10 protein-coding genes are annotated in these 12,354 nt (G+C 57.1%); 3 read left to right on the top strand and 7 right to left on the bottom strand.

The annotated features are described in order from the left end of the window. Positions 1-144: 144 nt before the first annotated feature. The 3 genes from MKJ04_RS20595 (at position 145) to MKJ04_RS20605 (ending at position 4,607) form a co-directional block, all read left to right on the top strand. Complete coding sequence (locus tag MKJ04_RS20595; RefSeq protein ID WP_241643775.1) at positions 145-2,694, top strand: PIG-L family deacetylase; 2,550 nt, start codon at positions 145-147, stop codon at positions 2,692-2,694. Positions 2,695-2,757: 63 nt separating this feature from the next. After that, positions 2,758-2,904 (top strand): hypothetical protein, encoded by a 147-nt coding sequence (locus tag MKJ04_RS20600; protein ID WP_241643776.1) that lies wholly within the window; start codon positions 2,758-2,760, stop codon positions 2,902-2,904. Next, positions 2,901-4,607 (top strand): sodium:solute symporter, encoded by a 1,707-nt coding sequence (locus MKJ04_RS20605; RefSeq protein WP_241643778.1) that lies wholly within the window; start codon positions 2,901-2,903, stop codon positions 4,605-4,607. The genes MKJ04_RS20600 and MKJ04_RS20605 overlap by 4 nt, the downstream gene beginning before the upstream one ends. Positions 4,608-4,618: 11 nt before the next feature. On the opposite strand, the gene MKJ04_RS20610 is transcribed toward MKJ04_RS20605, so the two are convergent. The 7 genes from MKJ04_RS20610 to MKJ04_RS20640 form a co-directional block, all read right to left on the bottom strand. Continuing rightward, on the bottom strand, positions 4,619-5,020 hold the full coding sequence (locus tag MKJ04_RS20610) for a DUF983 domain-containing protein (protein WP_241643780.1): 402 nt from the start codon (positions 5,018-5,020) through the stop codon (positions 4,619-4,621). 61 nt (positions 5,021-5,081) lie between these two features. Then, complete coding sequence (locus tag MKJ04_RS20615) at positions 5,082-5,999, bottom strand: class I SAM-dependent methyltransferase (RefSeq protein WP_241643782.1); 918 nt, start codon at positions 5,997-5,999, stop codon at positions 5,082-5,084. A gap of 91 nt (positions 6,000-6,090) precedes the next feature. Next, positions 6,091-6,960, bottom strand: coding sequence for a DUF2911 domain-containing protein (locus tag MKJ04_RS20620; protein ID WP_241643784.1), 870 nt, complete (start codon positions 6,958-6,960; stop codon positions 6,091-6,093). Positions 6,961-7,063: 103 nt separating this feature from the next. Next, positions 7,064-7,648: a hypothetical protein gene (locus MKJ04_RS20625; RefSeq protein WP_241643785.1), complete on the bottom strand. Its 585-nt coding sequence runs from the start codon at positions 7,646-7,648 to the stop codon at positions 7,064-7,066. A gap of 84 nt (positions 7,649-7,732) precedes the next feature. Further along, complete coding sequence (locus tag MKJ04_RS20630) at positions 7,733-9,550, bottom strand: ABC transporter ATP-binding protein (RefSeq protein WP_241643787.1); 1,818 nt, start codon at positions 9,548-9,550, stop codon at positions 7,733-7,735. Positions 9,551-9,838: 288 nt separating this feature from the next. Then, positions 9,839-10,762, bottom strand: a complete 924-nt coding sequence (gene rsgA, locus MKJ04_RS20635; protein ID WP_241643789.1) for a ribosome small subunit-dependent GTPase A — start codon at positions 10,760-10,762, stop codon at positions 9,839-9,841. Continuing rightward, complete coding sequence (locus tag MKJ04_RS20640) at positions 10,759-12,009, bottom strand: 3-deoxy-D-manno-octulosonic acid transferase (protein ID WP_241643791.1); 1,251 nt, start codon at positions 12,007-12,009, stop codon at positions 10,759-10,761. Before MKJ04_RS20640 ends, rsgA begins: the two co-directional genes overlap by 4 nt. Positions 12,010-12,354 lie beyond the last annotated feature (345 nt).

Consider the following 12,354-nt stretch of genomic DNA (forward strand, 5'->3'; position numbering starts at 1 on the left):
TTGATTTTCCGTAGGTCCGGTTAATTTAATAGCTTTACAGAACGGGCCGTGCTTTTGGGATGGCCCAAAGGGCATGTATGAAATTCCTCCTTTGGGAGTGAAGTTATACATGCCCCAGGATTAATGTTCATCACGCGAAACTCCATGCAAAACCATTCTTCTCTCCGCGCCTGCCTGCCGCTGCTGCTGGCCTTCCTGCTGGCGGCACCCTTTGCCTGGGCGCAGGCGCCTGCCAAGCCATCGGCTGCAAAAGTGCTGCAGGACATCAAAAAGCTAAACGTGCTGGGGTCGGTGCTGTACGTGGCCGCGCACCCCGACGACGAGAACACGCGCCTGATTGCCTACTACAGCAACGAGGCCCTTTACAATACCGGTTACCTGGCCGTTACCCGTGGCGACGGAGGTCAGAACCTGATCGGGCCGGAGATACGCGAGGGGCTGGGCCTCATCCGGACGCAGGAGCTGCTGCAGGCGCGCCGCACCGACGGCGGGCATCAGTTCTTCACCCGCGCCAACGACTTCGGCTACTCCAAGAACCCGGAAGAGACCTTCACCATCTGGGATAAGGAACAGGTGCTGGCCGACATGGTGTATGTGATCCGGAAGTTCAGGCCAGACGTGATGATCACGCGCTTTCCGCCGGATGCCCGCGCCGGCCACGGCCACCACAGCGGCTCCGCCATCCTGGCGGCAGAGGCTTTTGACGCCGCCGCCGACCCAAAACGCTTCCCGGAGCAGCTCGAAGAGGTAGCCGTTTGGCAACCCAAACGCCTGCTGTGGAACACCGGGGTATGGTCTTTTGGCAGCCAGGCCGAGTTCGACAAATATGTGAAGGAAATGCTGAAGGTGGACGTGGGGGGGTATAACCCGCTGCTGGGCAAGTCGTACGGTGAGATTGCCGCCGAGAGCCGCAGCATGCACAAGAGCCAGGGTTTCGGCTCGTCGGGCACGCGCGGCACCGCCATTGAGTACCTGCAGCACACCAAAGGCACCAGCGCAACCCAGAGCCCCTTCGAAGATATAAATACCAGCTGGAGCCGCGTAAAAGGCGGCGAAAAAGTGGCCAAACTTATCCAAAAGGCAGTGGATACGTACAACCCGGCCGCGCCGGCCGCCGTGGTGCCCACACTGCTGGCCGCCAGAAAAGAACTGGACAAATTGCCCGAGGGCTACTGGAAACGCGTGAAGCAGGAGGAGTTGCAGCAGGTGCTGCAGGAGGCCATGGGCCTGTACCTGGAGGTATCCGCAACCGACTGGGCCGCCACTCCCGGCGAGCCTGTCTTGCTTCACGTTGAAGCCATCAACCGTTCCGCGGTGCCTGTTTCGCTGGAGCGCATCCGCTACAGTTTTGCCACAGCAGATACTACCCTGAACCAGAAGCTCAGTAACAACGAGGGCTTTACCTATAGCGCGAAAGCCACCCTCCCGGTGCGTACGCCCTATACCCAACCTTATTGGCTGCGCAAGCCGGGCTCGCTGGGGATGTATGCCGTGGAAAGCCAGCAGGAGGTAGGGATGCCCGAAAACGCTCCCGCCGCGCAGGCCACATTCATGCTGCAGGTGGCGGGGCAGCCCCTGGAAATTAAGGTGCCCATCGTGCACAAGCGCACAGACCCGGTAGAGGGAGAGGTATACAGGCCCTTTGTAGTAACGCCGCCCGTGTTTGTGAACATGACGGAGAGCGTGTATATGTTCGCCAACCATGAGCCCAAGCAGGTGCGGGTATTGGTGAAGTCGGGGCGCGACGGTATAGCCGGAAGCGTGGCGCTGCAGCTGCCGAAAGGGTGGCGCGCAGATCCCGCCGCCGTGCCCGTGAACCTGGAAAGCAAGGGCGCAGAGCAGCAGGTGGCCTTTACGGTATACCCTCCCGAGGGCCAGCAGGAAGCCACGCTACAGGCAGTGGCCACCGTAGGCGGCAACAGGTATACCCAGGGGCTCCGCGAGATCAGTTACAGCCATATTCCGGCGCAGGTCACTTTTCCGGACGCCACCGCCAAGATCGTGAAGCTTGACCTGCAGAAGAAAGGGCAGAACATCGGCTACGTGATGGGGGCCGGGGATGAGATTCCGGCCAGCCTGCAGCAGATTGGCTACAAAGTGACGCTGCTGCACGAGGAGGATATGCGCCCGGCCAGCCTTAAGCAGTACGATGCCATCATACTGGGCGTGAGGGCCTACAACACCGTCGACCGCCTGAAGTTCTACCAGCCCGCCCTGCTGGCGTATGTGCAGAACGGCGGAAACCTGATCGTGCAGTACAACACCAACCACAATCTCGTTATCCCGAACATCGCCCCATACCCCCTCCAACTCTCCCGCGACCGCGTGGCCGTGGAGGATGCCGATGTGCGAATATTGCAGCCCAACCATCCGGTGCTCAACTTCCCCAACAAGATCACGCAAAAGGATTTTGAGGGATGGGTGCAGGAGCGGGGGCTCTACTTCCCGAGCGAGTGGGGCAAAGAGTATCAGGCGATTCTCTCTTCGAACGACCCCGGCGAGCCGGCCCGCGACGGAGGCCTGCTGATCGCGCCGTATGGCAAGGGAAATTACATTTATACCGGCTACTCTTGGTTTAGGGAGCTCCCGGCGGGCGTGCCGGGCGCCTACCGCCTGTTCGCCAACCTGATATCGCTGGGGCAGAACAGACCGGGCGGCGCGTCCTCCACCACCAACGGAGCCAGTCAGAAATAAAGAAAAGATAACGATACCGCCAGCCTCCGTTGCATCGGCGATACCCAAAAAAATAAACCACTGATGCCAGATATAAATCCGCACGAGAGAGAGAAACCGCTAGAAAAGCCCCCGTTCTTTAAGCATTGGTCTGGCATGTACTGGCTGGTGCTCGGCAACCTGGTTTTCCTGATTCTGCTGTTTTATACCCTCACCAAAATCTACGCATGAAGGCACTGGACTGGGTGGTGCTGCTCGGCACGCTAGGGTTTATCGTGAGCTATGGGGTATGGAAAACGCGCGGCAGCCGCGACATTGAGGCGTACCTGAAAGGCGACAACAGCATGAAGTGGTGGTCTATCGGCCTCTCGGTGATGGCCACGCAGGCCAGCGCCATCACGTTCCTGTCCACGCCAGGGCAGGCCTACGAAGACGGGATGCGCTTTGTGCAGTTCTACTTCGGGCTCCCCATCGCCATGGTCATCATCTCGATCACGGTTATACCCATTTTTTACCGGCTGAACGTGTTTACGGCCTACGAGTTTCTGGAGAGCCGCTTCGACCTGAAAACCCGCTCGCTGGCGGCGCTGCTTTTTCTAGTGCAGCGCGGCCTGGCGGCAGGCATCACCATCTACGCGCCCGCCATCATCCTCTCGACCATGCTGGGCTGGAGCCTGAACGTGACGATCCTGATCATCGGGGTGCTGGTGGTGATTTATACCGTTTCGGGCGGCACCAGGGCGGTGAGCGTGACGCAGAAACAGCAGATGGCCGTGATGATGGGCGGCATGCTGGTGGCGGGCTATATGGTGGTGCAGTACCTGCCCGAGCGCGTCAGCTTTGGCGATGCCGTGGCCGTGGCCGGCAAGATGGGCAAGATGAACGTGGTGGACTTTTCCTTCGACTGGGACGACCGCTACAACTTCTGGTCGGGTATAACGGGCGGCCTCTTTCTGGCGCTCTCCTACTTCGGCACCGACCAAAGCCAGGTGGCCCGCTACATCGGCGGCAAGTCGGTGGCAGAGAGCCGGTTGGGACTGATCTTCAATGGCCTGCTCAAGATTCCGATGCAGTTCCTGATTCTGTTTATCGGGGTGATGGTGTTCGTTTTTTACCAGTTTAACCAGCCGCCGGTTTTCTTTAACGAGGCGGCCAAAGCCAGGGTATACGCCACGCCCTATGCCGATAACCTGCGCGCTCTGGAAACCCAATACGCAGGGGTGTTTGCGGAGAAGCAGGAGGCGGTGCAGGGACTCGTGACAGCGCTTCGGACAGAGGACGAAGGGGCCATTGCCACAGCCCAGCAACAGGTGGATGCCCTGACCGCCAACGCCAGATCCGTGCGCGACGAGGCCAAGCAAGTCATCAAACAGGCAACCCCGAAAGCCGAGCTGAAAGACACCGACTATGTTTTCATCTCCTTTGTGATGAAGTACCTGCCCACCGGTTTGGTGGGGCTTTTGCTGGCCGTTATCTTCTCTGCGGCCATGTCGTCGTCGGCCTCTGAGCTAAACGCGCTGGCGTCCACCACCGTGGTAGACATTTACAAGCGCTCTGTGAGACAGGAGGGCTCGGGGCGGCACTATGTAATGGCCTCGAAGCTGTTTACGGTGGGCTGGGGTGCCATTGCGATCACTTTTGCCATGTTCGCCTCGCTACTCGACAACCTGATTGAGGCTGTCAACATCATCGGCTCCATCTTCTACGGCACCATTCTGGGCATTTTTCTGGTGGCCTTCTACTTCCGCTACATCCGGGGCAACGCCGTGTTTGTGGCCGCGGTGCTGGCCGAGCTGGTGGTGCTTTACTGCTACTATTTCAGCGATATCGCTTTCCTTTGGTTCAACGTGATCGGTTGCGTCTGCGTGATCTTGTTCGGGTTTATCCTGCAGGCCCTGTTCGGGAAACCAGGGGAGCAAGAGGGGACAGCGTAGCCCGCCCTTCGTTAGCGGTGCGCTTTCTTGGGGATTTGGTTGCAGGGCCCTTCGTAGCGTATGAAGATGTTGATCCAAAGCACTCTGGACAGCCTGAAAATGACAGGCAGCAAGCCGACAACCACCACTGCCACCACACCCATCATCATCGCCATGGTGACTTCATCCACGAACTGGTATAGCACAAACAGGGCAATCAGAAAAATGGCCACGTTAAAGGCGAAGCTCACGTACATCGCCCCGTAATAATAGCCCGGCTCCGGCTCAAACGTCTGTCCGCAACAGGGGCAATGGGGATGCATGTCTGCAAACTTGGTGCTGTATAACGTGCCTTTCGGGAACATGTCGCCTTCGCGGCAACGGGGGCATTTAACGGCCATAATACCATATAACAGAGATTTTCGCTGGCTCATGTCTTTATCTGTAGGTTGTTTCAATTGCTTCGGATAATCAGCATGTCCTGTGTCTTAAACGCTACCGCGGCTTTTGGGCCGCGATGATGTAGACCAGACTGCCTCCCGCCGACACGTATTCCTCGTTCAGCAGCTTCTGCTTCAGCGTCACTTTGTTGAATAGCAGTGTCTGCCAATACGCGTCGAACTTCTCTTTCTGCCCGCCACCGGCCATAAAGTAGTTCAGGTTATCCTGGTAATCATACCCCATGGCATCCGAGTCTATCCACTGCAGCATCTGCTCCACGCGCAGCATTTTCTCCTGGGTGTCGTAGGGCGGGATGATGGAAAGTGCCTTGTCCGAGATCCATACCTTGATGTCCTGCAGCCCGGCCTTCAGGAAGAGGTCCGGGATCACGTCGCCCAGCGAGTTGAAGCCCTCGCCCAGCTGCTTTTTGCCTTTCTCGATGCGCAGTTTCACCTCCAGCACATCCAGCATCCCCTCCACGTTGTAGTCGGTTTCGCCATACCGGTCGAACATCAGGTTGGGCACCAGGTTGTTGGGCTCCAGGGCCAGCACCCAACCGCCCGGCTTCGTTACCCGGATCATCTCCTCGATCACCTTCTGCGGGTTTTTCACGTGGATCAGCAGGGTCTGGCAAAGCGTCACGTCGGCGGTGTTGTCGGGCAGCGGGATCTCGGTGGCGTTGCCTACCTTAAACTCATAGTCGATTTTGTTGTGCTGAAACTGGCTCTGCGCCCGCTGCCGCGCCTCTTCTATATACCCCTGCTCATAGTCCACGCCATATACCTTCGCGCCGGCGGGCATGTACTTCGAGAACTTGAAGCCCATCATGCCTTTGCCGCAGCCAATGTCCACCAGCGTCTGGCAGTATTCTATGTATAAACGCTGCGCCAACAGCTCGAGGTAGTCCTCGTTCCACCAGTACTCCCGGGCAGGGCCCAGGTGTTCTTCCGAATGTTGTTTCTCCTCTTGCACGGTATCTGCTTTTCTATTTCCTGCAAAGTTAAAAAAGCGTCCGGGAAACAGGTTCCCGGACGCTTTTTATACGCTAAAAGCTGCGTTGGCTTTATTTCATCTTCTTCCAGTCGGCGATCGCCTTCTCGTTCATGGCCACATAGTCTGCGTTGTTGGCCTTCTTGGCCAGCTCCATCGACTGCTCCGCTGTTTTGATGGCGGCTTTGTAGTCCTTCATCTTCGCCTCGATCTTGGCCTGCGTGTGCATGTTCCAGTATTTAGGGTCTTTCGCGTTGGCTTTCTTCATCCAGTTCTGGGCCTGCTTCAGGTCGCGGTTGGTCTCCAGATAGTAGCTGGCGGCTGCGGCATACACGTTCGGGTCAGCGTTGGCGTTATCGATCGCCTCTTTCTGGATCTGGGCCATCACCTTGCTGTCCACGTCCGTCTTCACGGTGAAAGGCACGATCACGTTGTCCCACAGGATCTCCACGTCAGACGCGTCGGCCTTCACGTTTGTGAAGTTGATCGTGAAAGACTCCACTTTGCGCGGGTTCTGCTGTGGCTTCACCGTAAAGCGGGCCTGGTCTTCGGTCTGCTTGTAGTCGGTGCCGCCATCGCCCCAATGCTTGGTGTTTTTGTGGATGATGACCGTCCACTCGTCTTTTCCGGGGATGGTATACAGCGCGTACTCGCCAGCCGGGATCTTGTTTCCCTCGATGGTCACATCCTCAGAGAATTTGATTTTAGTGGATGCGTTGGCACCCGTGCGCCACATTTTGCCATAAGGCACGATACCGCCAAACACCTCGCGGCCCTTCACCGCCGGGCGGGAATAGTCAAGGGATACCGTGGAGAGGCCTACTACCTGCTCTACCTTCTGGGATGGGCTCGGGGCGGGCATTTTAATGCCCTGGGCCTGTGTGGCACCTGCGCCGAACATAAGAGCGGCAGAAAGGCAAAAGCCAATAATTGATTTTTTCATGATAATGCGTTAGTTAAGTATAGTAATGCTTTGATCGTGTAATATTACAGATTTAATAAGGATTTAGCGAATTGCGGGGCACGGAAAGCGCTACTGGCCCCTTTTAAAAACTGCGGCCCACGCTAAAGCCAAGCCGCGGCACCACCCCGGTGCCCGGTATACGGGAGTCGGGGTTGGGGGAGATGAACGGCGTAACGGCCACGCGCACCAGCAGGCCGCCGCGCGGCACCTGGTACCGGAACCCGAGTCTGGCAAAATACATGTGCTGGAGCAACTCCGGGTCGTCGGTGAAACGGTGGGTATAGCCCAGGCCACCTTCAAAGTGCTTGCGCCTGTTCCCCAGCAATGCCATCGCCTCTACCGGCACGACAGGGTATACCGCGGGCTCTCCGGACAGGAAGAACAGATTCGTGCCGATACCCGCCCTGATCGCCGCCTTGAATTTTTTCTGCTGATAGACCACACGGTCATAGTTGACGGCATAGGTGTCGCTGTTGCCGCCCGCCTCGATGTAGAAGGCGTTGAGGGCCCTGAAATTCTGCGTGAACTCCTGTGCCTGAAGCCGGAGCGGCAGCAGTAGCAGGGATAAGCAGAAGAGAAACAGGCCCGTCGGGCGCGGTGGCTGTGGCATGGCGGCATGGCAACGCAGGGGCGCTGCTGTGGGGTATGGGTTTGTTGAGCGCTGCACCGTGCAGCTACAGGTAAATGTAAAAAGAAAAATCCTGCCGGTGTGCTACCAACAGGATTTTTCCATATTTATATATAACTTGAGTTAGCTGAGCTCGAACTGGAGTTTCAGAAGGTTGGCGTAGATGCCCTCGGGGTTCACCGACAAAAGATCATGCGAGCCTTCTTCCACAATCCCGCCGCCGTCTATCACCAGAATCTTGTCTACTTTCCGGATGGTGGCCAGGCGGTGCGCGATCACGATAGTGGTGCGGTTTTTCATCAGCGCGTCCATGGCCTGCTGCACCAGTTGCTCCGACTCCGAGTCGAGGGCGCTTGTCGCTTCGTCCAGGATCAGGATTACCGGGTTTTTGAGGATGGCGCGGGCAATGGCGATGCGCTGGCGCTGACCGCCCGAAAGCTTGATGCCGCGCTCGCCCACCAGCGTCTCAAACCCTTCGGGGAACGAAGAGATGAAATCGTAGGCGTTGGCCTGGCGGGCGGCCTCAACGATCTCGGCCTCCGTGGCCTCCGGCCGGCCATAGGCGATGTTCTCGCGGATGGAGCCGCCAAACAGCAGCACTTCCTGCGGCACGATGCCGATGTTGCCGCGCAGCGTGGTCAGGTTCAGGTCGCGGATATCTTTTCCATCCACGGTTATACCCCCCCCGGACACGTCATAGTAACGCATCAACAGCTGCACAATAGTGGATTTTCCGGCCCCGCTCGGCCCCACGAGGGCCACTTTCTCGCCGGCGCGCACCGTAAAGCTGATATCGCGGAGCACCTGTAAATCGGTGCGGGTAGGGTAGGAGAAGGCCACCTGGTTATAGACGATGTCGCCGTGCAGCTTCGGGATCTCGCTCAGCGCCTTCATACCCTTGTCGGTTGGCTCCTCCTGCTCCTGCAGTATCTCCAGGATGCGCTCCGTAGAGCCCAGCGCCGACTGCACCTTGCCGTAAATCTCACCCAGGCCACCCACGGAGGCCCCGATGAACACGGTGTACAGCACAAACGAGATCAGGTCGCCGGGGGCAATCTCGCCGTTGGCCACCAGCGTGGCGCCATACCAGATCACGAGGATAATGCCGCCAAACAGGCCGATGATGATGAACGTGATGAAGGCCCCCCGGTAATAGGCACCCTTCAGGGCAGTGCTTACAGCCTTGGCTAAGGTGGATTTATACCGGGCAATCTCAAACATCTCGTTGGTGAAGGCTTTTACCGTGTTGATCGCCTGCAGCGTCTCTTCCACAATCACGTTGGTGTTGGCCAGCTCGTCCTGGGTTTTCTTGGAGAGGCTCTTGATCTTGCGGCCAAACACCAATGCCAGCGCCACCAGCACCGGGAAGGTGGCCAGCATAAACAGCGACAGCTTGATGGAGACCCACATGATGATGCCGATGCCCACCAGCAGCGTGGTTACCTGCCTGAAAAGCTCGGCCAGTGTGATCGACATGGCATCCTGCACCTGGGCCACATCGGTGGTGATGCGGCTCGTGATCTCGCCCACACGCCTTTTCTCGTAAAACGATATCGGCAGCATCACAAACTTGCTGTAGAGGTCGCGGCGGATGTCGGCCACGGCGTTCTCGCTTACCTGCGCAAAAAAGTATACCCGGAAGAAGGAGAAAATGCCCTGCAGGATGATGATCGCGAACAGGCCCATGGCAATCAGGTTGATGTCCTGGAGCAGGCCCTCGGCGTTTCCGATAGAGGAATCCACCAGCTTGCCGACCAGGTATGGGAACGCCATGAACGTCAGGCTTGAAAACACTAAAAAGGCAAGGCCGATGATGAACTTGAACTTATAGGGTAGCACGTAGCTGAAAATCTGCAGCCCCCGGCGGAAGCTCTCTTTGCTGATCTTTTTTTTGCCTTCGTTGTCCTGCGCTGCACTTCGCCCGAATCCGCGTTTTGCCATTAATTGAAACTCTGCTTTGAAAAAATAAAGTGAGGCAGCCATACGCTCTGTAGCGCATCCAGCCACATCAGTGGGACACTGCAGGCTAACGACCCGCACTGCCGAATGATGCCACAGCCCCGGAAAATCTAACAAAGGTAAGGATTCTGGCGGATTATTGAGGCCTTGTTTCGGGGGATTCCTTTCTGATTAAATTAACCATCCCGCCTGCGGCATCCCTCCTTGAAAAAAGGATAGGAGTGGGAAAGTATACAGGCTGCTTTTTTATTGAGCGACTGCCCGAGGGGCTTACTTGCGGTTGTCGCCGCCGTGTAGCATGCTCAGGTAGCTTTCGTAGCGGGAGAGGGAAATGTCGTTTTGGCGCACGGCCTCCACAATGGCGCAGCCTGGCTCGTTGAAGTGCGTGCAGTTGTTGAAGCGGCACTGGTTCAGGCGCTCCCGCATCTCCGGGAAATAGTGGCCCAGTTCGGCGGCCGGAATGTCCACAATGCCCAGCTCTTTGATGCCGGGGGTGTCGATGATGTAGGTGCCGGGGCTTACCTCGAACATTTCGGCGAAAGTGGTGGTGTGCACGCCCTTGTCGGAAAAGTCAGAGATGCCAGAGGTCTTTAGCTGCAGGTCGGGCACCAGCAAATTGATCAGCGTGGACTTGCCTACGCCCGAGTGGCCCGAGAGCAGCGTGGTTTTGCCCTGCAGCAAGGCCAGCAGCGCATCCATACCCTCTTCTGCCATCGCCGATACAGCAACGCTGTTATACCCGATCCTGGCATACATGTGGCTGATCTGGCGCTGGTACTCCTGCACGTCCGCGTCGTATAAATCGGTTTTGTTGAAGACGAGTGTGGTGGAAATGTCGTAGGCTTCGGCCGTTACAAGGAAGCGGTCGATGAAGCCGAAGGAGGTGCGGGGCGAGACGAGCGTCACGATCAGCAGGGCCTGGTCGAGGTTGGCGGCAATAATGTGCGCGTGCGCCGACTTGTGCGTGGACTGCCGGATGATGTAGTTTTCGCGGTCCGCTATCTTATGGATAACCACCGTGTCCTCGCCCGTGTCTTCTATGTCAAACTCCACATGGTCGCCCACGGCTAGCGGGTTGCTCACTTTCATACCCTTCAGCTTAAACTTGCCGCGCAGGCGTGCCCGGTGCAGCGTGTGCTCCGCATCGCGCACCACATACCACGAGCCCGTTGACTTTACTACAACTCCTTTCATGCCTTCTTATTAAGCAAGCGCTGAATATCTTCCATTATCTTAACGGTTGCACCTGCCTGCTGTTTAACGTATTGTTTTTCGTTCTCTGTGATGCGTTGCCGCACGCCGGGCAGGGTATGGACTTTCTCGAAGGCCTTCAGCAGCCCAGCCGCGTTTTTCACCGGGAAGGCGCACCCCAGCTCCACCAAATCCTTCGCCTCCTGAAACCTGTCGTAGCGGGGCCCAAAGAAGAGCGGCAACCCGAAGACTGCCGCCTCCAGCGTGTTGTGCAGGCCTTTGCCGAACGCCCCGCCAATGTAGGCATACGTGCCGTAACTGTAGAGCGACGCAAGCATACCCACGTTGTCGATTACCAGCACGCTGTAATCGCCCACGGTGGCGGCGGTAGCCTCCGAGAAGCGGATCGCCTTCCCCGCTGCCACCTGCAGGATGGCCTGGATGCCAGCCTCATGTAGCTCGTGCGGCGCGATGATGAACTTCAGGCCGGAATGGTATTTCCGAATGAGCGGGTTCAGGGCCTCGATGTCGGCGGGCCAACTGCTGCCCACCACAAACACCTGCTGCTGCTGCACAAAAGCCTCCACCAGCGGCAGAATCTTAACGGAAGCCGCCGTTTGCAGCACCCGGTCGAAGCGCGTGTCGCCGGCTATGCTGGCCTGCGTTACATGGATGCGCCGCAGCAGCTCCAGCGACTGGTTATTCTGGGTATAAATATGCGTGAAGCGGTGCAGGATGTTGCGGTAAAACTGGCCGTAGGGCTTAAAAAACACCTGCTCTTTCTGGAAGATGGCCGAAACAGAAAGCACCGGAATCTGCTGTTGCTGTAGCTCTTGCAGATAGTAATGCCAGAACTCGTATTTGACAAACACCGCCAGTTTGGGCTGCACCAGCTGTATAAACTGCGCCGCGTTGGCTTCGCTGTCGAAGGGGAGGTATAAAATATAGTCTGCGCCGCTGTAGTTTTTGCGCACCTCATACCCTGATGGCGAGAAAAAGGAGAGCAGGATTTTGTACCTCGGAAAGGCTTCGCGGAACGCCTCTATCACCGGGCGGCCCTGCTCAAACTCGCCCAGCGAGGCGCAATGAAACCACACCACCGGCGACTGGTTGCCCTGCATTGCCTGCTGTAGCCGCTCAAACTGCTGCGCACGCCCTTGCTGCATCCGCCTCGCCTTCACGTGGAAGGGGGCAGCCAGGGCAATGGCTTTCTGGTAGGCACGCAGGCCAATGTCGTAGAGTAGCTTCAAATCAGGTCAGGTGTTTCGCTCAGTTCCTTACAGGTCAGTTGCCTGCTGTCAGGAAGCAGGGCTTCTGGGTGCAAATATACGGTATTGCCTTGTTTTGTGGCGGGTTAGTTTTTGGGGGGGGAGGGGTTGGTAACTGGGGTAATGATATTCTATGTGATTTTTGTAACTATCATAGTATATTCGGATATTCTTTTCTGTTAATCCACCGGATTTGGGAGTCTAGTAGGGAAGTAATCCTGTTATACAGTATTCATTTATAATTAATAAAATAACCCAAGTTGTGTGGTAGAGATCCTATGAATAAAAAAGGCATGGCACGTAATATTTAGTGACCAAACTAAATCT

Source organism: Pontibacter sp. E15-1 (assembly GCF_022601975.1).
Lineage (GTDB): Bacteria > Bacteroidota > Bacteroidia > Cytophagales > Hymenobacteraceae > Pontibacter.